At 42.9% G+C, this 24,943-nt stretch carries 26 protein-coding genes; 9 read left to right on the top strand and 17 right to left on the bottom strand.

All coding sequences use genetic code 11. From position 1 onward, the window contains the following. Nucleotides 1–13: 13 nt before the first annotated feature. The 5 genes from BIZ37_RS05855 (at nucleotide 14) to BIZ37_RS05835 (ending at nucleotide 4,706) form a co-directional block, all read left to right on the top strand. Nucleotides 14–886, top strand: coding sequence for an HlyD family secretion protein (locus BIZ37_RS05855; protein WP_187460692.1), 873 nt, complete (start codon nucleotides 14–16; stop codon nucleotides 884–886). Next, nucleotides 886–2,331 (top strand): FUSC family protein, encoded by a 1,446-nt coding sequence (locus BIZ37_RS05850; protein ID WP_187460691.1) that lies wholly within the window; start codon nucleotides 886–888, stop codon nucleotides 2,329–2,331. Before BIZ37_RS05855 ends, BIZ37_RS05850 begins: the two co-directional genes overlap by 1 nt. Nucleotides 2,332–2,480: 149 nt before the next feature. Next, the gene (gene gltS / locus BIZ37_RS05845; RefSeq protein WP_187460690.1) at nucleotides 2,481–3,692 is read left to right on the top strand and encodes a sodium/glutamate symporter; all 1,212 of its coding nucleotides are present in this window, start codon (nucleotides 2,481–2,483) and stop codon (nucleotides 3,690–3,692) included. A 205-nt stretch (nucleotides 3,693–3,897) separates the two neighbouring features. Then, nucleotides 3,898–4,029, top strand: a complete 132-nt coding sequence (locus BIZ37_RS30395; protein WP_370577311.1) for a YrhK family protein — start codon at nucleotides 3,898–3,900, stop codon at nucleotides 4,027–4,029. A 368-nt stretch (nucleotides 4,030–4,397) separates the two neighbouring features. Further along, the gene (locus BIZ37_RS05835) at nucleotides 4,398–4,706 is read left to right on the top strand and encodes a hypothetical protein (protein WP_187460689.1); all 309 of its coding nucleotides are present in this window, start codon (nucleotides 4,398–4,400) and stop codon (nucleotides 4,704–4,706) included. A gap of 77 nt (nucleotides 4,707–4,783) precedes the next feature. Here BIZ37_RS05835 and BIZ37_RS05830 read toward each other — a convergent pair whose 3' ends face one another. Beyond that, nucleotides 4,784–6,448 (bottom strand): hypothetical protein, encoded by a 1,665-nt coding sequence (locus BIZ37_RS05830; RefSeq protein ID WP_255526683.1) that lies wholly within the window; start codon nucleotides 6,446–6,448, stop codon nucleotides 4,784–4,786. Between the two features lie 465 nt (nucleotides 6,449–6,913). Between BIZ37_RS05830 and BIZ37_RS05825 the strand changes: the two genes are divergently transcribed. Further along, nucleotides 6,914–7,801 (top strand): LysR family transcriptional regulator, encoded by an 888-nt coding sequence (locus BIZ37_RS05825; protein WP_187460688.1) that lies wholly within the window; start codon nucleotides 6,914–6,916, stop codon nucleotides 7,799–7,801. A 221-nt stretch (nucleotides 7,802–8,022) separates the two neighbouring features. Here the strand turns inward: BIZ37_RS05825 and BIZ37_RS05820 are convergent, their stop codons facing one another. Beyond that, a complete protein-coding gene (locus BIZ37_RS05820; protein WP_187460687.1) occupies nucleotides 8,023–10,257 on the bottom strand; it encodes a patatin-like phospholipase family protein in 2,235 nt (744 codons plus the stop codon). Nucleotides 10,258–10,536: 279 nt separating this feature from the next. On the opposite strand from BIZ37_RS05820, the gene BIZ37_RS05815 reads away from it, so the two are divergent. Continuing rightward, on the top strand, nucleotides 10,537–10,845 hold the full coding sequence (locus BIZ37_RS05815; RefSeq protein WP_187460686.1) for a hypothetical protein: 309 nt from the start codon (nucleotides 10,537–10,539) through the stop codon (nucleotides 10,843–10,845). Between the two features lie 49 nt (nucleotides 10,846–10,894). On the opposite strand, the gene BIZ37_RS05810 is transcribed toward BIZ37_RS05815, so the two are convergent. Together BIZ37_RS05810 and BIZ37_RS05805 are read right to left on the bottom strand one after the other, a co-directional pair. Next, on the bottom strand, nucleotides 10,895–11,428 hold the full coding sequence (locus BIZ37_RS05810) for an autotransporter outer membrane beta-barrel domain-containing protein (protein WP_187460685.1): 534 nt from the start codon (nucleotides 11,426–11,428) through the stop codon (nucleotides 10,895–10,897). Between the two features lie 79 nt (nucleotides 11,429–11,507). After that, nucleotides 11,508–11,891 carry a hypothetical protein gene (locus tag BIZ37_RS05805; RefSeq protein ID WP_187460684.1) on the bottom strand — a complete coding sequence of 128 codons (384 nt, stop codon included), beginning with the start codon at nucleotides 11,889–11,891 and terminating at the stop codon, nucleotides 11,508–11,510. A 477-nt stretch (nucleotides 11,892–12,368) separates the two neighbouring features. Between BIZ37_RS05805 and BIZ37_RS05795 the strand changes: the two genes are divergently transcribed. After that, the gene (locus tag BIZ37_RS05795; protein WP_187460682.1) at nucleotides 12,369–13,637 is read left to right on the top strand and encodes a sodium:proton antiporter; all 1,269 of its coding nucleotides are present in this window, start codon (nucleotides 12,369–12,371) and stop codon (nucleotides 13,635–13,637) included. Between the two features lie 47 nt (nucleotides 13,638–13,684). Here BIZ37_RS05795 and BIZ37_RS05790 read toward each other — a convergent pair whose 3' ends face one another. After that, a complete protein-coding gene (locus BIZ37_RS05790) occupies nucleotides 13,685–14,581 on the bottom strand; it encodes a LysR family transcriptional regulator (protein ID WP_187460681.1) in 897 nt (298 codons plus the stop codon). Nucleotides 14,582–14,848: 267 nt separating this feature from the next. Here BIZ37_RS05790 and BIZ37_RS05785 point away from each other — a divergent pair, with 267 nt between their 5' ends. Continuing rightward, entirely contained in the window at nucleotides 14,849–15,280 is a 432-nt protein-coding gene (locus BIZ37_RS05785; protein ID WP_187460680.1) for a hypothetical protein, read from the top strand. Between the two features lie 67 nt (nucleotides 15,281–15,347). Here BIZ37_RS05785 and BIZ37_RS05780 read toward each other — a convergent pair whose 3' ends face one another. The 12 genes from BIZ37_RS05780 to BIZ37_RS05725 all read right to left on the bottom strand — a co-directional run bounded on the left by BIZ37_RS05780 (nucleotide 15,348) and on the right by BIZ37_RS05725 (nucleotide 24,597). Beyond that, the gene (locus BIZ37_RS05780; RefSeq protein WP_187460679.1) at nucleotides 15,348–16,271 is read right to left on the bottom strand and encodes a LysR family transcriptional regulator; all 924 of its coding nucleotides are present in this window, start codon (nucleotides 16,269–16,271) and stop codon (nucleotides 15,348–15,350) included. A gap of 148 nt (nucleotides 16,272–16,419) precedes the next feature. Continuing rightward, entirely contained in the window at nucleotides 16,420–17,193 is a 774-nt protein-coding gene (locus tag BIZ37_RS05775; RefSeq protein ID WP_187460678.1) for a hypothetical protein, read from the bottom strand. 17 nt (nucleotides 17,194–17,210) lie between these two features. After that, the gene (locus tag BIZ37_RS05770; RefSeq protein WP_187460677.1) at nucleotides 17,211–17,618 is read right to left on the bottom strand and encodes a glycine zipper family protein; all 408 of its coding nucleotides are present in this window, start codon (nucleotides 17,616–17,618) and stop codon (nucleotides 17,211–17,213) included. A 153-nt stretch (nucleotides 17,619–17,771) separates the two neighbouring features. Beyond that, a complete protein-coding gene (locus tag BIZ37_RS05765) occupies nucleotides 17,772–18,215 on the bottom strand; it encodes a F0F1 ATP synthase subunit epsilon (protein WP_187460676.1) in 444 nt (147 codons plus the stop codon). A 17-nt stretch (nucleotides 18,216–18,232) separates the two neighbouring features. Beyond that, nucleotides 18,233–19,618 (bottom strand): F0F1 ATP synthase subunit beta, encoded by a 1,386-nt coding sequence (gene atpD / locus BIZ37_RS05760; RefSeq protein ID WP_187460675.1) that lies wholly within the window; start codon nucleotides 19,616–19,618, stop codon nucleotides 18,233–18,235. Between the two features lie 21 nt (nucleotides 19,619–19,639). Further along, the gene (gene atpG, locus BIZ37_RS05755; protein ID WP_187460674.1) at nucleotides 19,640–20,515 is read right to left on the bottom strand and encodes a F0F1 ATP synthase subunit gamma; all 876 of its coding nucleotides are present in this window, start codon (nucleotides 20,513–20,515) and stop codon (nucleotides 19,640–19,642) included. Nucleotides 20,516–20,530: 15 nt separating this feature from the next. Beyond that, complete coding sequence (gene atpA, locus BIZ37_RS05750) at nucleotides 20,531–22,072, bottom strand: F0F1 ATP synthase subunit alpha (protein ID WP_187460673.1); 1,542 nt, start codon at nucleotides 22,070–22,072, stop codon at nucleotides 20,531–20,533. 12 nt (nucleotides 22,073–22,084) lie between these two features. Continuing rightward, entirely contained in the window at nucleotides 22,085–22,618 is a 534-nt protein-coding gene (locus tag BIZ37_RS05745) for a F0F1 ATP synthase subunit delta (protein ID WP_187460672.1), read from the bottom strand. A 12-nt stretch (nucleotides 22,619–22,630) separates the two neighbouring features. Continuing rightward, nucleotides 22,631–23,101 carry a F0F1 ATP synthase subunit B gene (locus tag BIZ37_RS05740; protein ID WP_187460671.1) on the bottom strand — a complete coding sequence of 157 codons (471 nt, stop codon included), beginning with the start codon at nucleotides 23,099–23,101 and terminating at the stop codon, nucleotides 22,631–22,633. A 37-nt stretch (nucleotides 23,102–23,138) separates the two neighbouring features. Next, nucleotides 23,139–23,378, bottom strand: coding sequence for a F0F1 ATP synthase subunit C (gene atpE, locus BIZ37_RS05735; protein ID WP_237156928.1), 240 nt, complete (start codon nucleotides 23,376–23,378; stop codon nucleotides 23,139–23,141). Between the two features lie 40 nt (nucleotides 23,379–23,418). Beyond that, on the bottom strand, nucleotides 23,419–24,186 hold the full coding sequence (gene atpB, locus BIZ37_RS05730) for a F0F1 ATP synthase subunit A (RefSeq protein WP_187460670.1): 768 nt from the start codon (nucleotides 24,184–24,186) through the stop codon (nucleotides 23,419–23,421). Between the two features lie 21 nt (nucleotides 24,187–24,207). Continuing rightward, on the bottom strand, nucleotides 24,208–24,597 hold the full coding sequence (locus BIZ37_RS05725; RefSeq protein WP_187460669.1) for an ATP synthase subunit I: 390 nt from the start codon (nucleotides 24,595–24,597) through the stop codon (nucleotides 24,208–24,210). Nucleotides 24,598–24,943 lie beyond the last annotated feature (346 nt).

Genomic DNA, 24,943 nt, shown 5'->3' with positions numbered 1-24,943 from the left:
TTCAGGCCATACCATGTTTAAAAAACTCATTTTCACTATCCCGCTAGTTGCACTTGCAGGGCATATTCTGATCAATAAATATGAGCAGATGGATCATTACCCTTGGACACGTGATGCCCAAGTACGCGCTCATATTATTCAGATTACTCCCCGTGTAACAGGGCCAATCATACACCTTGCCGTTACGGATGATAGCGAAGTGAAAAAAGGCGATTTGCTGTTCGAGATCGATCCAAGTATCTATAAAGCGGATCTCGAGAAAGCAGAAGCCCAAGAACAGCAGGCGACAGAGCAACTGAAAAAAGCCAAGAACGAGGAAAGCCGCTCGTTGGCATTGTCACGTCGTCAGCCAGGTTCGGTGCCAATCCTGAACCTCAATAACTTGCACATTGCCGTTACCACGGCTCAGGCAAACCTCGCGGCAGCGAAAGCCGTTGTTCACGAAGCAAAGTTGAACCTAGCATTCACAAAAGTGATCGCACCGGCGGATGGCTATATTACCAACCTCAACCTACGTGAAGGTACTCAGGTTGTGGCCAATCAACCGACCGTCGCCCTGATAGACAAACACAGTTTCTGGGTAGAAGGTTTCTTCAAAGAAACAGACCTGCAAAATGTCAGTCAAGGTGACATGGGCGTGATTACCCTAATGATGCACCCTGACCAACCGTTTGAAGGCAAAATTTCGAGCATCGGTTACGGTATTTCACAGCAAGATGGCAGTACTGGCAATGCTTTGCTTCCTACGGTGAACCCAAACTTCGAGTGGATTCGCCTTGCCCAGCGTATCCCGGTTAAATTTCACTTTGAAATGCCACAGGATGATATTCAGCTTCGTGTAGGAACCACTGCATCTGTAAAAATCATTAAAGAAGAGAGCAACTAATGATGTTGAAGCTCAGCCCAGCAACCAAAGAAGCACTTAAAGTCGCGATTGCTTTTACGCTATCGATCGTGATCGCCATTGCTTTAGGATGGCAGAAGCCCTACTGGGCAGCGATCTCTGTCATTGTTGTTGCGGCGAACGACAACTACAACGTAGCAATCAAGCATGGACGCAACCGACTGTTTGGTACAATCGCAGGTGTGATTTTTGCCATCTTCAATGTCCACTACTTTGCTCAAGACAGAGAGATGTTCATTTTCAGCGTCCTGTGCTTTGCAACCATCTGCGTCTATATGTCCAATTGGCAGCGTTATGGCTATGCTTTCAAGATGGCATTCACCGTCGGTATTATCATTGCTGCCATGGGCCAGTTCGACAGTTTCTCAACCTTTGATTTTGCTGTACTGAGGGTGCAAGAGACAACACTGGGGATCTTGGTTTACTCCCTTGTTTTCCAATTTTTATGGCCAAGAAACACTGAGTCACTTTTTAAGCAATTCATTAGCCAACTTACTGATAGGCATATTGAGCAAGTTGAAAGGCAACTCACCGCTCTCTATCTATCAGGACGTTGCAGTGACATTTCTGATGACGAAAACAACCAGTCTAATGAAGAAAGTAACCAGTTAGCATTACTGTTAAAGGAAGCTATTTCCGATAGTTCTCGTATTTACTCAGAGCGCAAAATATGGATGAAGCTTGCCGCGTACTTACTAGACGCTAAGGATGAAAAGGCCGCATCAACCGATAGCAGTGACACGCTAAAAAAACATCTGCAGCAAAGGTATCTGACCCTGCAGCAAATAAAGCGACTGCTTTGTCGCCATGATATCGAGGCCATTGGTCGTATAACGTCAGTGTCGTCAATGAAACCGATAGAGATCAAGAATGATTTCTGGGGCGAAGTGAAAAATGCACTGATTGCCAACTATCAAAATCGCTTGATCTATGTTTTCCGTGCGTTGGCGGCACTGAGCACATGCTATGCATTGTGGATTTATTTACCTATGCCTGCTGGTATTCTATTTCCATTAATTGCATCAAGCTTTGTCAATGCGCTGTGTGATGCACCATCAGCTTATTATAAATATGCAGTATTGGGGATTTGCACTTTCAGTGTTTTATTCTTGTTAGAATATATTTTTATTCTGCCTGCTCTCACAGAGGTCTATGAACTTGCTGCGTTTTACTTTATCAACATCTTTTTGGTGTGGAAAATGTTTGCGGGGCCACAGTTATCTGTATTGAGAGTCCTAGGGGGGAATATGCTGGTCGTTCTGACAATGACAGCCCTATATTTAACCCCGGTATATTCAATCACCCAATCTCTTAATATGTTGCTGTTTATTTTCATCATATTAATAGTTGTTAGGTTCTACACCATGCTCACGGAGGAGATTGGTGAAGGGATGATGGGGAAAAACACTCTGGGTCCTAGGTCCTAGGTTCTGGGCCCTGGATTCAGAATTCTGCTGATTGAATAATTAGTTTATCCAATTAACACCCATTACCGTATCAACATATATAGGAAGTTATTCTATTCAAAGAGTAGCTTCTCTTTTTTTGCTCAACATTAATTTAGTGTACACATACCATGACTTATGAAATATCGACCTTGATGTCGTTTACTTTTGCGATCCTATTGTTATTTATAGGCAAAGGGTTAATTGAACGTTTTGAGGTTTTACAAAAATATTCATTTCCCGAACCGGTTATTGGCGGTTTTGTCTGCGCGGCAAGCGTTGCTGCACTCTATTACTTTGCCAATATTGAAGTCTCCTTTTCGTTAGAAATAAGAGACTTCCTTTTATTGTATTTCTTTGCTGGTATTGGGTTACAGGCAAAAATCAAAACCCTACTCAAAGGTGGCAAGCCGCTGCTTATCTTATTGGTACTTGCTGCCAGTTTTATCTTCCTACAAAACGTAGTCGGCATGAGCGTAGCCTCTTTGTTTGGACTCGATCCTAAGGCGGGTTTGCTGTCAGGATCAATCAGTTTGATTGGTGGTATCGGAACCACACTGGCCTGGGCACCAACCTTCGTCCAAGATCTGGGTATCAGCAATGCCATGGAATTAGGCGTTGCATCCAATACCGTCGGCCTAATTACAGCGTGTGTCATCGGCGGCCCGATTGCCAACTACTTATTGAAACGCCATAAGCTCTCAGCGTCTAAAGACCATGACCTAACGATTGGTTCACAGTTTGATGAAGCGCAAAAGGTTGAATTGAGCCATTATGCGGTATTGTGGGCATGGGCCTGGCTTAATGTAACCATTACCATTGGCTACAGCATCGATAAGTTGCTAAAAGCCAGTGGAGCCAACCTACCACTGTTTGTGAGTTGTCTACTTGCGGGCATTATTGTAGGTAACACTGGCCGTTTATTATTTACCAAAAACAAAACCCAAGAAAAAATTGTCCAAGGCCAGAAGGGCTTGGCAATGATCTCTGATATCTGTCTGGGTATGTTCCTTACAATGGCGCTGATGGGACTTAAACTATGGGACTTAGAAGGGCTATTTGGCTATATCTCTGTGATTATGTCGGCACAAATTCTATTGTCTATTGTGTTTACCCTCACAGCTGTGTACTACATGATGGGGCGCAACTATGACTCTGTTGTCATTTGTTCTGGCTTCGGTGGTATTACTCTGGGTTCGACGGCAACAGCCATCGTCAACATGACAGCAGTCACCAGCAAATATGGCTCTAGCCCACAAGCTTTCATCGTCGTACCTTTGGTTTGCGGCTTTTTCATCGACATAATCAATGCCTTGATGATAGGTTTTTTCGTCGGGCTATAAGACACATTAACTTCAAAGAGATCGATCAACATCGATCTCTTTTCATATTCTCATCTCTAACCATTCATAATTTCAATAAAGCATTCTCTTATGGCCCATATTTTACCCAATAGAAAGCGTATCCTAGATTTAACATCAGACAAAAAAACTGAGAAGACAATTCCGATGGGAAACCATTAATGCGATTTCATATAAGATTAGTGGCTTGTTGTTTGTCATTGGCAGCTACTTCTTCTTTCCAAGTCAAACACAAAATCAGATAATTGGGTCTTGGGTATTCCTTTCAGCTTCAATGATTTATTTACTGGTTAACCTACACGACCTACCTTCATGCTAGGCTCTGTTTTGTTTTTCGTCGCATCAATACCTGCCTTATGGAACTTTGAGTACGTAAACGACAAAGTGGTTGTTCAAGAAGCGATAACACTTACGAAAAAGCAGTAAAAATAAGCTAATTAAAGTAGATAACATTAAATTATTTTGTATTCACTACGATAAATTAGAAGTTTAAGTCCGTAACACATTATCAGTAGTGGATGTAGCAATAACTCGAATTCGAAATTGACGGATGTAACCCTCCAAAACCGATTGTCCCTTTTTTAACCACCAGCTTACTATACCCCTCAAGAAAGCACTTTAACGCCACCAACTGATTCCATAATTTACTGAATTTGATGAACAATTTATCCATATAGTGAGAAGATTATGAAAAACATCTCTAAGGCTATCATCCCCATCCTACTATCTTTTAGTACATCTACGTTTGCTACATTCGATATGGATATCTATAACGATGAAGAAGCAACATGGGTGAGGGTAACAAAAAATGGAGTGCCTGTACCCAATGCTAAAGTGACTAGTGACCATACTGGAGGCAACACTTTTATTACTGATGAACGAGGAGAAACTTTTCTCTTTACTCATTCCATCCGAACAGGAAGTGTAAATTTTGTAGCCGTAAACGATAGCGGGGAAACTATCTCTAAAATGTATATTATCGATAACAATGGCTAATCATTAACAATGACGAACTCAAAAATAAAAAAGCCGACAATATTAACTATTGTCGGCTGTCTATTTAACTCATTGCTTTAGAAGCGATAGCCCAGATTCAACGTCACTGAATCTCGGTCTTCACCCGTACTGTACATACCCGTAATGTTGTAGTTTTTACCCAACTCTTTGTTGAAGCCAACGGTATACGTCCAACGGTCGACATCAATTCCTACCCGGTATGGCATGGTAATGGGAATACCACCAGCCTTGAAATTAACGTTACCTTCGAGGTAATCATCATAATCCTGATACTCTGCACCGACAAAGACCTGTGCTCGATAGTCCGGCATCTGATAACCAATTAATGGCTGGTAAGTGGCAATGCCATCCCCCCAGTCATCGGCACCATCTAGCTTGGTCTTAGTATAGGTCGCCGTTGCTGAAGCAAAAAAGTTTTTATAGCCAACGGCCAAAGTAGTACCCACCCCTACAGAGCTATAGCGAAGGTGGATCGGTATATTTAGATCTACAGCATTCATTTCAGGGATTTCAAGCAAATTACAATCTACAACACAGATTGGCTCGTCATTGCCCTTGAACTGAGTTTTTACCTTGGCATTGATATCAATTTGACCAATGTAACCGAACACATTCCAGAATGGTAAGATGTTGACGTCACCTCGTAAGGTAACACTTTTGGCATTGATTTTAGCAGTTGTTTTTTCTGGATCGAAAAATTTTGCAATAAGGTTAGGGTCCAGACCAAACACACTAAAACTGGTTAAATCCATGTTCAAATCTTGGTCACGGTAAGCTAGCGACACGCCGTATGGCATTGGTAAATCAATCCCCTTACGGCGGATCATATCTCCCATTAATGGAAACGTTCGATCTAACTCTACCCGCTCTTCACGATAACGAGGATCAGAGACTTCACTCATCAGATCTTGGTTGAGAACAACAACTCCCATATCACTATCATCATAATGGGCTACTGGAGTGGTGACGTATTCAAGCTTAATTGGTTTTTTCTTTTTTTTACCCGTTGCAGTAATGGTTTTCTTTTTCATAACAACATCACTGCCAGGTTGGGCGTCAAAAAGTACAACCTGAAGGTAGTCATCAATTTTATAGTCAGCAAAAGTAAATGGTTGTGAATTCCTCACTTCCATTTTAGTTACTTTCCCCTGCTCGACATACAATTTCACTCGCATAAACCTGAAATAAGCAACATCTTGTGGCAAGCCAAATTTTGAAAAGTTAAAGCTGATAACCGCTGAGTTATCACCTGTTTTAATATGGCTAACAGAGCTTTTATCATAACTGTCAGCATAATTTCTTAGGCGATATTCGTTTCGGGTAATTTTGGAAATTTGGTCCAAAACATCTTCATTCTTGCTTAGCTTTTTTTCGTCATACTTCACTCGAAGATCGATATTGCCCTTATGGTCAATACTTTGTACAAGATATGCTTCTGATGAATCGACCTTACCATCATAAGTGACCGTCTTTTTGACATGCTCAACAAGATCACTCGCCTGAACCAAAGAGCTCAAGGCATACTTAGGGATATCTTTCGAAATCTTATACTGTTCAAAGACATCCATTTTCTGTTCTTGTTGCAATTCTTGCTGCATTGAAGCTAAGACTCTGCGCTCCTCTGCCAGAGAAACGTCGGGAAAGGCCGCAAGCAATGCAATCGCACCCATGCTCAATGCCCTATTAGACGGTTTAGAAAACAATTTATTTGCTTGAATCATAATTAAACTGCTAGACACAAATAATCAGGACATCAAGCACATTGCTTGATGGAACCTTGAGTAAAGAAAATAGAATTATGTGGCGAAGCACATATATACTACGGTTAATGTGCCGTGAACTTTATGCTATTATTTAATATTATGATAATCACTTTTGTAGGATCTCTCCCTACATACATTATTTTCTTGGCTATTTGAATTATTTAACCCTCACTTTTGATGGACGGAACCATCGTTATTTAAATTTTAATTTTATATCCTCGCTTATGTAGGATTCCTTCCTACACTGCCATAAATAAACCTTTCAAAACATTTCAAACTATTATATTTTAATAAGTTGCTAATCGATGTAATTCAAACAATTACCCTCAATTAATAGGGTTAACAATCATATCCATTTATTTCAGCCAATGGATACTCACATCATTGCACACACAACTTATTTACTTTTCAGGTATTAGCTCAATGAATTTTAGTTTTGAACAGCTTCTCGCATTTGTCTCTGTTTGTGAGCGTCAGTCATTCAGTAAAGCCGCGATGAGCCTAAACAAACACCGGACTACTATCGGCCAAGTCATCACCAACCTAGAAGATCAGCTTGCCATCGAACTGTTCGAACGTGCAGGTCGCAGCGTTATCCCAACCGAAGACGGTAAGTTACTGTACTTATATGCAAAGCAAGCCGTAGAACAAGCTAAAACCTTTGATAAAGTCGCGCTCAGCCTCTCCTACGGTGGATTGGAAAGTATCACTATTGGCTATACCAGTTTTATTCCCCACCCTGCCCTAGCCAAATTGAGAACCCAACTGCTTAAAGACTTCCCTTCGATGAAGGTCAATTTTATGGTGATGACCAAAGATGAGGTCGTCAAAGCTCTTCATGCCGGCACCGTACATATTGGGTTGACGATTGGCCGAGATTCCAAAGCCATCGATAGCTTAGATCGCACTTTCCTCAGCTATGCCAAATTCAAGGCCTTTGTCCATAAAGACAGCCCACTGACACGCCTATCTGATGATGAAGTACTGAGTGGATTGAAGTCGAGCCGCCAGTTTGTTTTGCGTTCACTACTCGATGAAGGGTTTGGTGAAAGCTCGATCTTTTCACCTGATTACGAAGTCATTGAGCAATTGTCATTGGTTATCAAGTTTATCCGTGAGGGACTTGGTTGGTCATTCCTACCGCAATCTGTCATGAAGTCTTCCTACGCCACAGAAAGCTTTGCAGAAGTGAAGTTAAAGGAGTTTGGGTTTGCACCACAAGTACCGGTTATCATGCTGTGCCCCCACTCCAAGCAAATTGGCAATATCAAACAATCCATTATCAAGAGCATCGAATCATTCATTGACTAAGCATTATTATTGCAAACAACCTAATCACATCCTTTAGCCCCCTACTTGGGGGCTTTTCACTTCACAAAGCTCAAAAACATTGGCAGACCCGGTTTATTATTTAGATTCAGAGCCTTAACATAATCTGCATCTATCCATTCCATATAACACTGCTGGACTTCAAATCAAAAAAAGGTGCCAATGGTTATCCATTGGCACCTTTTCCTTTAATCAAATTGCCTTTAAAACGGCTTGCCAAAGAACAGGTAGACACTACTTTCCCCAGTGTCAGCATGGCCAAAGGAAACCGCTGCTGCTCCCATCGGCGTTTCCGAACTCAAGAAGACACTCCCGGCTTTAATCCATTCATCGAAATTTGTGTTCGGGTTCTCGGTCCACACGTTACCTATCTCGGCAGAAGCGCCAATGAATACCGGCCATTCGGTACCAACCAATGATTTATCGAGCTTGTAAGCATACACCCCCGTCGCCAATGCCTTGTGATTACCCAACAAGCTATCGCGGGCATAACCTGAAAGGTTCAAAAAGCCACCTAAGGAGACCAAATTCGCCAGGCTTTCCTTGTCTTGCTCAACCGATTCAACGTTGACCCGGCCGATAAAGTTATGCGAGCCAATATGGGTCGCCCCTTTCCAGTCCAGTTGATATTGCCAAAAGTCCCCAGCACCACCACCTTCGGTAACAAAAGAGTCTGCATCACTGGTTTTGTAGCCAACTTTGGCCTTCAGTTGCTGACCTGAAGTCGGGAATAAGGTGCCATTGAGGGTATCATAGCCAAACACCAATTCAGGACCATGCAACCAGTAGTCTCCCAGCTTACCAATGAGGTTAGTATTTAGGGCTTCGAAGCGACCTTTTTCATACCGATAGGTCAATTCTAGATTGGCGTTATTGGAGAAATTTGCACCTAGCCCGCCATAGACCTGCCCCGACTTTTGATTCAAACGGGTAAACGGCGCTCCTTCAGTATTCACAAAAGCATTCCAGCGCTTCCTGCCATACTCTCCCCCCACAATAGTATAAAGGCGTTGCGAGCTATCAAGCGGTTGGTACCAATCAGTGGCCAGCAGATAATCTGTCCCCAGGCTTACGGCCGTACGCCATTGGCCACCGGTGCCAAGCACGTTATTGACGGTCAAAGCGCCATCAACCGATAGTTTCAAATCATCGTTGAAACTGTCTTCAAAGTGAATCCCGACATCAAATACATTTGGGCCCCAGCTTTTTTCTTCCGTCTTAACTACCAAGGTTGACTCACCGTTGTGATTACTCTCAACAGAGGCACCAACACGTTCAAACTGATCCATTGCATAGACTTCAGCAACAGCATCTTCAACACGCTCCGCATTGATATCCTCGGTCGGCAGGTGTTTCAGCTTACTGAGTATGTGGCCATCAGATACCTGACTGTTATTACGCAGTTCGATTCGAGATACCGGCTTACTGCTGTGGATAAGAGCCTGTCTTTTGCGTTGCTTGTCCTGCTGGTATGCGGCGTAGTCTGACTGACTCAGCGATAGTTCTGATAAACTCGTCAGCTGCCTCTTGGCTGCAATCTCTCCCTGGGGAACAATACGTTTCATTGCGCTGAAATCAGTCATCTTGACGCCATCAACGCGCGGCATTATCAAAATGTCATCACTTTCCAGTAGTGCAACTTGCTGATTTCTGTTTTCATTGGTCAGGAAACCGCTTAATTGACCGACTACGGCAAAAATTGAATCAATACCGTCTTCGCTGCGTAGCGGAGCACCAATATCGACCGCAATGACAATATCAGCACCACTTTCTTTAGCTACAGAGACCGGCAAGTTATTCACCATACCGCCATCCGCTAGCAATTTACCGTCCCGTTTGATCGGTGCAAGGAACCCAGGTACCGTCATGCTCGCCTGAAGGGCTTCAACAAAATCACCATCATGGAGGACAACCTCACTGCGATCTGGCATATTCGTTGCCACTGCCCTAAACGGTACAGGCAGTGAGTCGAACGAATCGACAGTTGGCACAAGGCCTACTGATCGGCGGATAAGCGACGACATGGTTTGTCCCTGCAAGGCACCTTTTGCCACCTTGAATTTACCATCACCCATTCCCATATGAGGATCGATGGGAAAAGCATCCCTGAACTGCTTGTCACGATAACTGAGTTGCTCCCTTGGGATCTCATCTGAAAAGCCAGAGTTGAAATCCAATGACATCATAATGGTCTCAATTTGCTCTGCATTATAACCCAGGGCATACAACCCACCGATATAAGCACCGATAGACGTACCAGAAACAAAATCAACGGGGATACGATTTTCCTCTAGTACTTTCAGAACACCGATATGAGCGGCACCTTTGGCGCCACCGCCACCCAGTACCAGGCCTATTTTCGGCCTTTCATCAGCAACAGACACTGTGCTTATTACGAATAATATTGACGCCAGCAAACGACGGGGTTGAAGTTTCATTGAGCCCTCAGTAATTTTATTAAATGAGTCAGTTTGCTCCATGACAAATGGAATAGTAAAAATGCAGTGTGCCTGCGGAGCAATGAAGGTTGATATACTAAATTAAAATGATAAACATGTTTCCTTGCTGGCAGCTTAATATATTTTTCCGCTTGAATGATGACATCCTACATAAAGGATTATTTCAATACCGATATTAAATATAAAATTATCTCAGCGCTAGCGGTAGTCATTACCATTAGCGCAATAACTTTTTAAACACAATTTATGAGATTAACAATGAAAAAGATGACCAAAGTACTTATCCCTGCATTTCTTTTAGCCAGCACCTCAGCATTTGCCGCTTTGGACCTACATTTCACCACAGAGCATAACGCCGCATGGGTAAAAGTTACTGATAATGGTGCGCCAGTAGAAAATGCAGCTGTAACCACAGATCATACTGGTGAGAAAACCTTTACTACGGATGCTGAAGGTCGTACTTACATCTTTATCCCTGAAATTCACTCGGGTGCTGTGAATTTCACCGCCGTGGACGATAAAGGCCAATCTGTTTCGAAAAAGCAATATATTAAAAACGAAAAGTAATAAAATCAAAAAATAAAAGGTGCTATCTAAACTAGCACCTTTTTTATTATCATAGATGATAATTTACTCCTATCATCACCCCAGTATTATTACTTGCCGCTTCACCACGATCTGACTTATAGTTCATCTCAATATAGGCATACTTGAATACCATTCTAACCCCTGCACCATAATATTGAGCCGTCTCTTTGACTTTTTCCACTTCGCACTTTTCCTCAAAACATGTCTGCTGGTGATACGAATAATAAACTGAGCCTGTTTCGAGAAAGGGTTTTATCGCGAAATACTCATGTGCTTGATAGTTGTAGCCGAGTTCCACACCAAACCTTGCTACGCTCTGTGCTTGACCGTCAGTTTTGGGGTTGCCGTTATCTTGATACTGTAATTTGAAGCCAAAAAAATCAGTAAAATCAGCACCAATTTCAAAGGCGTAAGCGCTTCCCGCACCTGAACTCTGGTATACCCCTCCTCCGACTCTGACATCTACGTCCGAGACGGTCTGGCTGGCCCAACTCTCCGCTGATTTAGCCGGAAAGGCCAATAGTGTCATCAATGAGATGCTAGTAATAAGTAAAGGTTTCATGGCATGTATCATTAGGAGGGGATAATATTGAATGAAGAAAACTATTTTAAAGTCTTACAGCATATGCTTCATAACCAGCTTAATAGGTTGTAAAGAATAAGGAGTGACTATTCGCCTGATTGTTATTTAATACAACAGAAAATAACCCGTAGGGGTAAAGGTGTATTGAATGCGTTTGCTCCCCCTTGAGTTCTGCTGACATCAAAGGACTAAGCTCCTCACTATCAACCAGTTCTAATACCGCATTGTCTTTCATTTTACCAACGCAGCAAGTACGCATTCCTGCCCCATATCGTTCAGATATTTTCTCTACCAGTTCATCGTGAATAAGATGTACATCGGTTTTTGTAACGGTTTTAGGTAGAAAACCACAGAAGTCAACAATCTCTTTATGTGTAAGGTAGTTGTATGTTTGATTAGGGTCTAATTGCCACTTAACACCCTGACTTAATAATATTTTCACTGAATCATCCGTCTTCTTTTTTACAGTGGAACATTCCTGTCTCTTTATCGAATTGACAATGCTCTTTCTTATGGTGTTTATCGTGTGCATATATAGGCTGAGATACAAAAAGAGCTAACAGAAAAATAGCAAACCATTTTTTATTCATGTGACACCTCAAAAAAATCCCCTTTCCTCATCGGTAAGGATTGAGAAAAGGGGTAAGCATAGCTTCAATTTACAATGAACAGGAATTAGTGAACGTCACCCAACAAGCAACTTCTTACTATTATGACCACTCTCATTATCACAATAGTGTTGTGGGCTAATTCGGTTATATTTATACCCGATTTATTTATTCGATTCACATCGGTTTGTGATTTGCTTTTATAATTATTTTATGCTTGATGAGGTAGGAAGAAATCCTTCATAAGCGATTATGTTTGCTGCCATCACGAGCCCTATCATAGATAAATCTCTATCCACCATTTACTCACCATGTCTGAATATCATACTTTTTGTTTACTGTTCTTCATTACTCTGCTGGTAGTCATGATTAACAATAAAACGATCCGCTTACAAACGACGATAGCTATCACCGCTGGTACATTGTTAGTTTCTGCATTTCTGAAACTGATCAATGCTACTCAATGGGCAACTATATCTAGTCATATTATTGAATTAATTCAACATATTAATTTTGAGCACTTCCTGCTCCACGGTATTTTGGGTTTACTGCTGTTTGCCGGTGCTATCAATATCGACATCAAACGGTTATCAAGACAGAAATGGGAGGTAATGATACTCGCCTTATTAGGCACATCAATATCGACCGTGTTTATCGGTGGCATCCTTTTCAGTTTGTGTCAGGTGATTAACTTCCCATTATCGCTGATTCATTGCCTATTGTTTGGTGCTTTAATCTCACCGACAGATCCTATTGCTGTCCTGGCGATAGTGAAGAAACTCGGCGCACCAGAAAGTATCACCTCCCAGATAGAAGGCGAATCCCTGTTTAACGATGGTATAGGCCTAGTCATCTTCAGCTCCCTTTACACCCTCGCGTTTAGCTCTGAGCCTATTTCAATTGCGACAGTGGGTAATGTGTTTTTAACAGAAGCGGTAGGAGGCATCATAGTTGGAGCTATCTTTGGCATCTGCTGCCACACTGCTATCAAACTCTGCAGCAACTTAAACCTCAAAGTCATTCTGACCGTGTTCCTAGCCACCGGAGGTTATGCTTTTGCTGATATTATCGGAGTTTCTGCTCCATTAGCCATTGTTGTTGCAGGGATTTTCGTTGGAAATTTCACTGTACAAACGGCGTTTAGTACCAAACAAGGAAAAATACTCGAGAAAATTTGGGAAGTGATCGATGAGTGCTTCAACGGAATCTTATTTGCCCTAGTCGGGTTTAGTGTCTTGGTGATCAATATTCTTCAACAGGACTTGATTGTGGTCATTCTGGCGATTCCTGTCTCTTTAGTTGCCCGATATTTGAGTGTCTCTTTTGCTTACCAGTTTTTCTCAAAGTTCCGGCAATACAACCCTTTGTCAGTCAGCGTTATCGCTTGGGGCGGGCTTCGTGGTGGTCTCGCTATCGCCATGGCCCTGTCGATACCGGCCGATATCTGGCTCGATAGCAACCAGGTGTTAAACCTAAAAGAAATCATTTTGGCAATGACATACGCCGTAGTGATTTTTTCAATACTGGTACAAGGTACAACTATTCCGAGCTTGATCAACAAAGCTAATCGCTATCAATAGAAACGTTGGTGACTATCCTCGTAGTCACCTTACTTCTTGATTGCTTATTACTTGTTAGTCATTTCTACAAACTCTGTAATTGCCGTTTGGATCGTTTGCTTAATCTCTGTAATCTCATCAGAGTAAGTACACCACATAGCAACAGGTACAACGATATCATCCTTGAACTCATCAAATTTCAATTCCACGAGGCCATCGACCAAACTCTCATTTACAGAGACCCGAGGTAGGATACCCCAGCCAAGATCTTCTTTGATAAACTTGATCATCAAAGCCAAGCTATCAACCTGATCATAGTTTGCAGAAAGAATTATTTTCTGTGACATATCGTCCTTAATCAAGGATTTGAGAACAAACTGCCGTGTAGTTTTCAACTTACCGAATAATAAATCAGGAGGCGTTTTCGCTAATTCACCATACTTCGAGCCATAAATAGAAAAACGAATATTTCTTAAAAATGTCGCATCCATATTAGTAATGACTCGACGTACGTCGACGTTAACAAACCCAATATGAAATTCACCATTTTCAATCCCTTCTCTGATCTCCTCTCTCGCTCGAATTAAAAAATTCACTTTGAGTAAAGGAAATTGCTCTGATAGGGCATCTCTTACAGCAACCAGAACATTATTTGGAATGAAGCTAGTATATGCAATCGTCAGTTCCTGTAACTGACCAACCGATAAGCTCATCGCCACTTTATTCAATGCCGATGCTTGCTCAACAACTAACTTCGCATAGTGATATAGCATCTTACCGGCATCAGTAGACTCCACACTGCGACCCACACGCTCAAACAGTGGTACGGCTAAATCATCTTCCAGGTTACCGATCACCTGACTGGTCGTGGTTCTGTGTTTGCCCAATAACGTGGCTGCTTTGCTAAACGATTTTGTTTCGAAAACTGCCACGAAGGTTGTTAGCTGTTCGATACTAAAGGTCACTACTATACTTCCGTCTCTCTTATCATCCATTAACAGTAGACTATTTTGTCTGAAACTCAGAGTTATCTCTTCAGTGGATGCACTTTTTTGTGCGCAATAACAATTAGTTATTGATTGCTTTATGACTTAATATCAGGACAACTGCGAGGGCTTTATCCTGCATAAGCGAGTTAGTTGTTACCCAAATATCCCATAAAATTCCCTTACTGGTTTCAATGCCAGCTTTCATATTTAGCTCAATTGCATCAATTCATTAGGACTCCATAAATGAAAAAAATTCTTTTAGCTTCCGTTCTCGCCCTTTCCTTTAACGCCGTTGCACAACCGGTTGAAAGACCACAGACTAACCGTGAACAACTCGACATGAACCTATCGCAACTGGTACACGTGGAAGGCAACGCAATGGTTTTGGTCACTCCTGATGAGCATGGCGGCTTTGAAGAAGCGCAATATCAAATGGTTGTCAGAGAAGAATACAAAGATGTCCTGGTTACTAAGAAACAAGCAAAAATGATGGGGTTAGAGAAAACACGCCATTACTTCATGACATCAACGCACAGTTTCGAACAGCTAGAAGAAGAACTCTTCAAGCGAGTAATTAAAGATAACCCTGACTATTTCTCTGTACAGTACTACCAGCACATCGTGGGAGATGCTGATATTACCGAGTACTCAGCCCGTATTGTTGAGTATAAGTAATCCTTAAAAAAACAAGTAAACAAAAAGCCCAGAACAGCTGTTTGTTCTGGGCTTTTTGGAGTAGTACTCATTTGCTCATTTCAACAAACTCTTTTATTGTTTTCTCGACAACCTGTTTGATTTCAGTCATTTCATCATTAAAAGTACACCACATTGCGACTGGAATAATAAAGTCATCTTTGAACTGATCAAACTTTAGCTCTTTGAGACCATCTATCATGGTTTCAGTGACAGACACTCTTGGTAGAATGCCCCACCCTAGATCTTCTTTAATCAATTTAACCATTAAAGCCAAGCTGTCTACATGATCATAATTGGCAGAAAGCAGAATTTTCTTCTCCATCTCATCTTCAATCAAGGAGCGGAGAACAAACTGACGAGTGGTTTTTAATTTAGCAAACAACAAATCGGAAGGGGTATTGGCTAATTCGCCGTATTTTGAGCCAAAGATGGTAAATTTAAAATTAACCAGGAACGTTGTGTCCATATCAGAAATCACATTGCGGGTATAAACATTGACCAAGCCAATATGGAATAGACCCTTTTCAATACCTTCCCGAATCTCTTCCCTTTCACGGATAAAGAAATTGACTTTAAGTAATGGGAAATGCTCAGCTAGGGTATCGCGTACTACAACCAGTACATTGTTAGGTATAAAGCTTGTATAGGCAATACTGATTTCCTGTAACTGGCCTCCTGATAAATTCATCGCGACCTTGTTCAATACCGATGCTTGCTGTACCACCAATTTTGCATAGTGATATAGCATTTTTCCAGCATCTGTCGGCTCGACACTCCGTCCAACTCGTTCAAAGAGTGGAACGGCCAGATCATCTTCCAAATTGGCAATAACCTGACTGGTGGTTGTCCTATGTTTGCCCAAAGCCGCTGCAGCTTTACTAAATGATTTAGACTCGAAAACTGCAGCAAAGGTCATAAGTTGTTCAATGCTAAATGTCACTAAGGCACTTCCTTCCTTTTCTACTTCCATTAACACTAGCACTTTTCTATTTGCTGAACTGAAATCCTACCCTTTACTGTCTGAAGTGTGGGATATGAAGACTGCTATGACTATTAATCAATACAAATAACAAAAAAGCCCAGAGCAACGGTTGTTCTGGGCTTTGCTGTTACTGTTATTAGCCGTTAACTGGGTCTTCTTCCATCTCAAGCTTTCTAATCAGTGACTTCAGCATTGGTAAATTGTGGCATTGATATTCACAGTTTGCGTTGAAGTATTTCAAGTTATCCAGTTCAATCTCGTGTTCATGAATGAGCTGGTAACTAAATTGATATTCTTTACTCATCTTCTGCACAACGGCATTGATCTCGTCGGCTATCTCTATGATATCTTTGTGGTAAATCACACTGACCATCGCGTGCTTGTCGATTATCACAGTATCGTCCACCAGCTTCACATCGCTGTTATGCTCGGTTTGAATCGCAACATCCGCATTGACGTGGCTGATCAATAATTCTGATAAGCGCGATTCAATTTCAGACAGAATATCGCCAGAATCAAATGGAGTATCAATATAGTCAATTTTGATAACGGAGCTAGTCACCCTTAGCTCTAACAACGCCTCTTCGAACATACTGTGCAAGTCACAGTAGGTAGATGTATTTTTTATTCCATGGAAATTGACATTGTAATCTTTAATCATTGAATATTGATGATTAAAGATAGGATCATTCAGCATTTCAAAATCATTTGTATAAGTTAACTCATCGCCATCAAAACGTCTTTGAAGTTCATTGAGGCTGAGATCAGAAATGAAATAACTTAACAAATCATCCGTATACGCTTTCTCAAAGTTAAAACCGTTAGTAGAAACCAACTGATGAAATATTGTCGATAGCTTTTTGTAATCCGTTGCTTTTAATTTATATTCAAAAGGGTAAATTGAGTTCATGATTCCCCCAAGATGTCTTAATTCAAAACGGTATAGCCACGACTAGCCATACAATGTTTCATTACTTGTTCAACTTCTGCACCATATGCAGCTTCGCTTTGTTCTTTCGCTCTATGGTGGGAGGTCAAGCCACTGACTAGGCCAATGCCGGCTCCGACCTTTGCCCCATCGCTACCGCTCCCTCCTGCGATAGCGACTCCGGCCGCCCCCAAAGCCGCTCCGCGTGCGGTTGAACCAAGTGCTGATTTCCCAGTCGATTCTACTTGCTGCTGTTGGACCTGCTGTGAATACTGTTGGCATTCAAACATATCAGCATGATACTTTTCTTGGTCAACATCTTTGGTATCAATAATCATATTGGCATAGCTATTTGATGAGATCAGTATCGCTATTAACGATATTTGACATAGCTTCTTATTAATCATCTACACAACCTGTAATCTTTAAATCTAGTAATAATATTTATGGCAAAAACAACAATGGAATATTGTTAATTTTTGTCATCGATACTATGTGAGAAAAATAAAGCTCTGAGCTCGGTACTTCTCAGAGCTTTTTCGTATTATCGGAGATAGTATTTAGCGGCGCAGTTGTTTTTGGGTCAATTCAACCGCCCTTAATTGGGCAATTGCTTTTGCCAATTCCATCTGTGCCACTTGGAAACCTTGGCCTTCTGCTTGGGCTTGGATATTTGCTTCAGCAGCTCGGCGAGCTTCATTTGCGCGGGCTTGATCGATGTCCTTCCCGTGCATCGCCGTATCGGCCAGCACGGTTACTACAGAAGGTTGCACCTCTACAATTCCACCTGAAATATAAAGGATTTCTTCAGGTTCCTTCATATTAGGCACAAAGCTCGCCACACCTGGCTTCAATTTACTCAGTAAAGGCGAGTGACCCGGCCTTATACCTAGTTCACCGTCTTGCCCCGATACAGCGAGTGCGTGGGCAGGCCCGGAATATAGTGTTTTTTCAGCACTGACGATATCAAGCTGAAATGTTTTCTGAGTGACCCCCATAGCCATGATGATCCCTCCTTTATTTAAAGTTGTTTGGCTTTCTCGACGACATCTTCAATCGCACCACAGTACAAGAATGCCTGTTCGGGAATATCGTCATAATCGCCATTCAAAAGGCCCTTGAAGCCAGCAATGGTATCTTGCAGATAGACAAATTTACCCGGTTGCCCCGTGAAGACTTCAGCGACATGGTACGGTTGAGTGAGAAAGCGTTCGATTTTTCTCGCACGAGCGACCGTTTGCTTATCATCCTCTGACAACTCATCCATTCCCAGGATTGCAATAATATCCTTCAGCTCTTTGTAGCGCTGAAGTACTGTTTGTACGCCACGAGCGACAGAATAATGCTCCTGCCCCACAACCTGAGGGTCCAGCTGGCGCGATGTCGAATCCAGTGGATCAATTGCCGGATACAGGCCAAGGGCGGCAATGTTCCGTGATAACACAACGGTGGCATCCAAGTGGGCAAACGTCGTTGCCGGTGATGGGTCAGTCAGATCATCAGCAGGGACATACACAGCTTGTATAGAGGTGATAGAACCTTGCTTGGTCGACGTAATACGCTCCTGCAACACCCCCATCTCTTCAGCCAAGGTTGGCTGATAGCCCACCGCGGATGGCATACGACCGAGCAATGCCGACACTTCCGTACCGGCTAGGGTATAGCGGTAGATATTATCGATGAACAGCAGTACGTCACGGCCTTCATCACGGAAGCGCTCTGCGATAGTCAGCCCAGTCAATGCGACACGTAAGCGGTTACCCGGTGGCTCGTTCATCTGACCGTATACCATGGCCACTTTATCCAGTACGCCTGATTCCTGCATTTCGAAGTAGAAGTCATTACCTTCACGAGTTCGCTCACCGACACCGGTAAAGACCGATAGGCCAGAGTGGGCTTTGGCGATATTGTTGATAAGCTCCATCATGTTGACAGTTTTACCTACCCCAGCACCGCCGAACAGGCCAATTTTGCCCCCTTTGGCAAACGGGCAAATCAGATCAATGACCTTAACACCGGTTTCCAATAGCTCTGTGCTGTTCGCCTGCTCTTCGTAAGAAGGTGCGGCACGGTGAATAGGGTATGATTGCTCTTGACCAATCTCACCACACTCATCGATAGGTTGACCAAGCACATTCATGATACGGCCTAGGGTCTTCTCGCCAACCGGTACAGTGATTGGGTTATGGGTGTTTTCAACCACCAAACCACGGCGTAAGCCATCTGATGAACCCATCGCAATACAGCGGACGATACCACTGCCAATTTGCTGTTGGACTTCTAGCACAAGCGATTGTGCACTTGCACCGACAACGTTTAATGCATCATAAACACGAGGCACTGAATCATGTTCAAACTCGACATCGACCACTGCGCCAATGACTTTAACAATTTTACCTGTACTCATTTTTTCCTCAGCCATTCTTTTCTATACCGCTTGCGCTCCGGCAACAATTTCGCTCAACTCTTGGGTAATTGCTGCCTGCCGTGCCTTGTTATGTACCAGTTGCAGATCATTAATCAGATCATCAGCATTATCGGTCGCTGCTTTCATCGCCATTTGTCGGGCCGCCATTTCACATGCGGTACTCTCTACCGCCGCTTGGAAAACCTGTGACTCGACGTAGCGCACCATCAACTCGTTGAGCATCTCTTTCGGTGGCGACTCATAGATATAATCCCAGCGTGTTGATGTTGATGGCTCATGCTGTTCGTTACCCTCGGCTAATTCCGGATGGGGCAAAAGCTGAGAAATCGTCGGCTTTTGTACCATGGAGTTAACAAAAACATTGTTCACCAGCAGTAACTTATCGATTTTGCCTTGCTCATATTGCTCCAGCATCACATTCACCGGCCCCATCAAGGCTTCAAGCTTTGGCTTATCCCCTAAACCGGATACCTGTGCCACCACATTCCCTGTTTGGTGGAAAAAGCTGATCGCCTTAGCGCCAATCAAGCCAAATTCCACCTCAACCCCCTGCTCCTGCCAACGCTGGACGCCTTGCAAAGTCTGCCTGAACAAATTGCTATTGAGACCACCACATAACCCTCTGTCAGAGGCAATGATGATGTAGCCTACCCGCTTAGTTTCACGCTGTTCCAAATAAGGGTGGTGATACTCCAATTGGCCTGAAGCAACATGATTGATTACCCTACGAATCGTTTGGGCATAAGGGCGCGTAGCCCCCATGTTGTCCTGCGCCTTTTTGATTTTGCTAGCAGCAACCATTTCCATCGCACTGGTGATCTTCTGCGTGCTTTGAACACTGGCTATTTTGGTGCGGATTTCTTTCGCATTCGCCATCACGCCCTCCCGCTATCAAAATGCCTGTGTTGCGAAAAATTCCCGCAGCACCTGATGCAACTGAGCTTCGACTTGATCGTCATAATCACCGCTAACATTTATCTTGGTGAGTAGATCGCTATATTGGCTCTTGGCAAAATCAATCAAAGCGGTTTCGAACTCCACCACGCGGTTCAACTCAACATCGGTGAGGTAACCTTTTTCAGCAGCAAAGATACTTAGGGCCTGATCAGCAACCGTCATCGGGGCGTACTGTTTCTGTTTCATCAATTCTGTGACTTTTTCACCGTGATCCAGTTGCTTACGGGTAGCATCATCAAGATCAGAAGAGAACTGAGCAAATGCCGCCAACTCACGATACTGTGCCAATGCGGTACGGATACCCCCTGACAGTTTTTTCATGATTTTCGATTGCGCAGCACCACCAACACGGGAGACGGAAATACCAGGATCAACCGCTGGACGTAGGCCCGCATTAAATAAATGCGTCTGCAGGAAAATCTGACCATCGGTAATCGAAATGACGTTGGTTGGTACGAACGCAGACACATCACCCGCCTGGGTTTCAATAATTGGCAGCGCCGTTAATGAGCCAGTCTTACCTGTTACTTCACCATTGGTGAATCGTTCGACATACTCGGCATTAACTCGCGCGGCTCTTTCCAACAGGCGGGAGTGTAAGTAAAACACATCACCTGGGAAGGCCTCTCGGCCTGGTGGTCGCTTCAGTAGCAGCGAAATCTGTCGGTATGCCACGGCCTGCTTGGATAGATCGTCATAGACAATCAAGGCGTCTTCACCACGGTCACGGAAGTACTCACCCATGGTGCAACCCGCATAGGGAGCGAGATATTGCAGCGCAGCCGCTTCGGACGCTGAGGCCACCACAACAATGGTATTTTCCAGTGCACCATGTTCTTCAAGCTTGCGCACAACATTGGCAATAGTGGAAGCCTTCTGACCAATAGCCACATACACAGAATACACACCAGAATCTTTCTGGTTGATGATGGCGTCGATAGCCATCGCCGTTTTACCGGTTTGGCGGTCGCCGATAATCAGCTCACGCTGGCCTCGGCCAATTGGCACCATGGCATCAACCGCTTTATAACCAGTTTGAATCGGTTGGTCGACCGATTTTCGGTCAATAACGCCAGGTGCAATGATCTCTACCGGCGCATAACCGTCATGGGCAATTTCACCCTTTCCATCAATCGGTTGGCCTAGGGTATTCACCACTCGTCCAAGTAGACCTTTACCTACCGGCACCTCTAGAATGCGGCCCGTACCTTGTACCTTCATTCCTTCACACAAGTCAGCATAAGGCCCCATCACTACCGCCCCTACTGAATCCCTTTCAAGGTTCAGTGCCAAGGCAAAGCGGTTATCCGGCAGAGCAATCATCTCACCTTGCATTACATCGGCAAGGCCATTGATTTTAATAATGCCGTCGCTCACCGAAATAATGGTGCCCTCATTGTGGGCCTGAGTTGGCAAATCAAATTGCTCTATACGCTGTCTAATTAGCTCGCTGATTTCATTCGAGTTTAATTGCATATCTATTTCCTATTAACCTTGTAAGCGGCTTGAAAGCGTGTCCACAGCATGCTTGATACTGCCATCCAGTACGGTTTCGCCATCCTTGAGTACCATGCCCCCCAAGAGTAAGGGATCAACATGGATATCAAGCTCGATTGAGCAATGGTATTTAGATGCCAGTACCTGGTGCAGGCTTTCCTGCTGAGACATTTCCAAAGGCTCGGCGACGATGACAGTAACGACTTTCGTTTGCTGGTAAGCCGCTAACAACGCTTCAAAACCTTGGCTGATAAATGGCAATAGCACTAGGCGATTATTTTCGGCAACCACATGGAGATAGTTGGTAAAATACTGATCAATATGATCACCGCATACATCCAACAACACCTGAAGTCTTACCGTGTCATCTGCCAAGGTGTTTAACGATTGGTGCACTTCCAGTTCGCAAATGACCTGGCTAGCCAAAGCAAGCATTGATGTCCATGAAGATAACGAGTCGTTATCTTTGGCAAACTCAAAGGCTGCTTTGGCGTAGGGGCGAGCGATGCTCTGGTTATCTGACATTCTTCCCTACCCTCAGATTTCACGGATTAACTTATTGACGAACTCACGGTTAGTCGACGTATCCAGGTTTTTATCAATCAGCTTTTGGGCACATTCAATAACCAGTGATGCCATCTCTTCTTTGAGTTCGTTCCTGATCCGGTTTCGCTCAGATTCAATGTCACTTAATCCTTGCGCCACAATCCGCTCTTTCTCTTGCTCGGCAGCAGCTTGTGCCTCGGCAATAATTTGCGCTTTGCGTTTGTTGCCTTGCTCGACAATGGATGAGGCATTGGTTTTGGCTTCATCAATCAATTGCTTGCCGTTTGCTTTGGCAATGTCCAGCTCTTTTTCCGCGTTGGCAGAAAGCGATAGAGATTTAGCAATTTCATCACGCCTTTCATCTAACAGTGCCAATAATGGCGGCCAGACGTATTTCATGCAGAGCCATACAAAAATCACAAAAGAAATTGCCTGACCAAGCAGGGTTGCGTTTAAATTCATAACATCCCCAGTTTTAGCTATTCAGTTGTTTTTTTTGTTACGCCACAGCAAAGATAATGTAGAGACCAATACCAACACCGATCATAGGGACAGCATCAACAAGACCCATCATGATGAAAAACTGAGTACGAAGCATAGGGGTCATATCAGGTTGTCGCGCTACACCTTCAAGGTATTTACCCGCCAGGTTACCAATACCACTTGCTGCACCTGCAGCACCCAAACCAATCAACAAAGCACCGGCGACATAAAGAATTGCACTTGCAAGATCCATAATAATTCCTAGATATAATTTAATTCAGTGTAGTAATTCGAAGTTAATCTTCTTCAACCGCCATCGCTAAATACACGACGGTAAGAACCATGAAAATAAACGCTTGTAAAAAGACGATTAAGATGTGGAATAACGCCCATGGCACACTCAGTGCCCACTGCATCCACCATGGCATTAATGCAATCAGGATAAAAATCATTTCCCCTGCATACATATTGCCAAATAAACGTAAACCTAATGAAATTGGTTTAGAAATCAGTGTAATCATTTCTAAAACAAAGTTTACTGGATATAACAAAGGGTGATTGAACGGTTGTGTTGTCAACTCTTTGATAAATCCCTTAATCCCTTTATGCTTAAGTGTGTAACCAATAATTAGAATAAACACACCCAATGCCATTGACATAGTGACATTCACATCTGCCGATGGTAAGTCCCTGAAATGTTCAAATCCGAGTATTCGGGTAAACATCGGGAAATAGTCAATTGGCAGCAAGTCAATTGCATTCATTAGGAAAACCCACACAAAGATAGTTAATGCCAATGGGCCAATTAACTTGTCTTGGGTTTTGAATATCTCCTTAACCAAATCATTTACAAATTCAAAGGTGATCTCTATAAAGCACTGAAAACGACCAGGGACACCACTTGTCCCTTTTGTTGCGACATATCGAAAAACACCTATGAAAATAAGACCAAATAACCAAGCCATCAACATGGAATCCAGGTTCAGACTCCAAAAACCTTCACCGATAGTGAGGAAGGTCAGATGGTGCTCAATATAATCATGAGCTGTTGTTAGTATTTCCACCTCATTTTATCCCAAAGCAGGTTAACTAAATGCAGGAGTCACTAAATTTGCCAGCGTGGTAACAACATAAGCAAGAAACAATTCAGTAAAATTTACTGTCGAAAAATGTATTACCGTGACCAATAGTAATGCGGTGTATGCCCACTTGGTTGTAATGTTTGTTATTGCCAGAGACTTAGGATTAAATACCCCGAGCACCTTCACCTTAAAGTTGGCCATTTGCATCCCTAATTGGGTTGGCAGGATAGACAAAATCACACCTAACAACACCGATTTAGTATCTACAAAACCACTAAAAACCAGACAAATACAAACAAGGGTTAACCCAACAATACTCTGAGATAAAAACATGGTCTTCGCAGCTTGCTGTATATCTTCACTCGCTAAACCATTCAATACTGCTCCTCCCAATGATTGTCCTCTCCTTTTACAACACTCCCTTCATACTTATCTTTTGAAGTTGAGTTTATTATATTTATAAGATTAACGGCATGCACATCACATATGACGGATATAATCCGTCATAAATAAAAATTAAAAATAAACATAAAAATACACTTGTTTAAACGTGAAAAAGAATTTATATTAAATATCAACTTCACGGCAAACGTTACCCCGCTGTGATTTATGCTGTACACTGCTATGTGTTTTTATTTTTTCATGTTCCTCATTGGACGAGGAGGCCTGGCATTATATTGATGCAAGAGGCTCTTTGCCCTAATTATATGTTAATAACATTTACTATTAACATGTGATT

The sequence above is a fragment of the Photobacterium sp. BZF1 genome (assembly GCF_014349205.1).
Classification (GTDB): domain Bacteria; phylum Pseudomonadota; class Gammaproteobacteria; order Enterobacterales; family Vibrionaceae; genus Photobacterium.
The sequence above is the reverse complement of the archived record's forward strand: the minus strand, read 5'-3'. Positions and strand labels throughout refer to the sequence as shown.

Bases quoted from the DNA above. Each gene is read 5' to 3' on its own strand.
- BIZ37_RS05855 (WP_187460692.1), top strand. From the start codon at position 14: ATGTTTAAAAAACTCATTTTCACTATCCCGCTAGTTGCACTTGCAGGG.
- BIZ37_RS05850 (WP_187460691.1), top strand. From the start codon at position 886: ATGATGTTGAAGCTCAGCCCAGCAACCAAAGAAGCACTTAAAGTCGCG.
- gltS (WP_187460690.1), top strand. From the start codon at position 2,481: ATGACTTATGAAATATCGACCTTGATGTCGTTTACTTTTGCGATCCTA.
- BIZ37_RS05835 (WP_187460689.1), top strand. From the start codon at position 4,398: ATGAAAAACATCTCTAAGGCTATCATCCCCATCCTACTATCTTTTAGT.
- BIZ37_RS05830 (WP_255526683.1), bottom strand. From the start codon at position 6,448: ATGATTCAAGCAAATAAATTGTTTTCTAAACCGTCTAATAGGGCATTG.
- BIZ37_RS05825 (WP_187460688.1), top strand. From the start codon at position 6,914: ATGAATTTTAGTTTTGAACAGCTTCTCGCATTTGTCTCTGTTTGTGAG.
- BIZ37_RS05820 (WP_187460687.1), bottom strand. From the start codon at position 10,257: ATGAAACTTCAACCCCGTCGTTTGCTGGCGTCAATATTATTCGTAATA.
- BIZ37_RS05815 (WP_187460686.1), top strand. From the start codon at position 10,537: ATGAAAAAGATGACCAAAGTACTTATCCCTGCATTTCTTTTAGCCAGC.
- BIZ37_RS05810 (WP_187460685.1), bottom strand. From the start codon at position 11,428: ATGAAACCTTTACTTATTACTAGCATCTCATTGATGACACTATTGGCC.
- BIZ37_RS05795 (WP_187460682.1), top strand. From the start codon at position 12,369: ATGTCTGAATATCATACTTTTTGTTTACTGTTCTTCATTACTCTGCTG.
- BIZ37_RS05785 (WP_187460680.1), top strand. From the start codon at position 14,849: ATGAAAAAAATTCTTTTAGCTTCCGTTCTCGCCCTTTCCTTTAACGCC.
- BIZ37_RS05780 (WP_187460679.1), bottom strand. From the start codon at position 16,271: ATGGAAGTAGAAAAGGAAGGAAGTGCCTTAGTGACATTTAGCATTGAA.
- BIZ37_RS05775 (WP_187460678.1), bottom strand. From the start codon at position 17,193: ATGAACTCAATTTACCCTTTTGAATATAAATTAAAAGCAACGGATTAC.
- BIZ37_RS05770 (WP_187460677.1), bottom strand. From the start codon at position 17,618: ATGATTAATAAGAAGCTATGTCAAATATCGTTAATAGCGATACTGATC.
- BIZ37_RS05765 (WP_187460676.1), bottom strand. From the start codon at position 18,215: ATGGCTATGGGGGTCACTCAGAAAACATTTCAGCTTGATATCGTCAGT.
- atpD (WP_187460675.1), bottom strand. From the start codon at position 19,618: ATGAGTACAGGTAAAATTGTTAAAGTCATTGGCGCAGTGGTCGATGTC.
- atpG (WP_187460674.1), bottom strand. From the start codon at position 20,515: ATGGCGAATGCGAAAGAAATCCGCACCAAAATAGCCAGTGTTCAAAGC.
- atpA (WP_187460673.1), bottom strand. From the start codon at position 22,072: ATGCAATTAAACTCGAATGAAATCAGCGAGCTAATTAGACAGCGTATA.
- BIZ37_RS05745 (WP_187460672.1), bottom strand. From the start codon at position 22,618: ATGTCAGATAACCAGAGCATCGCTCGCCCCTACGCCAAAGCAGCCTTT.
- BIZ37_RS05740 (WP_187460671.1), bottom strand. From the start codon at position 23,101: ATGAATTTAAACGCAACCCTGCTTGGTCAGGCAATTTCTTTTGTGATT.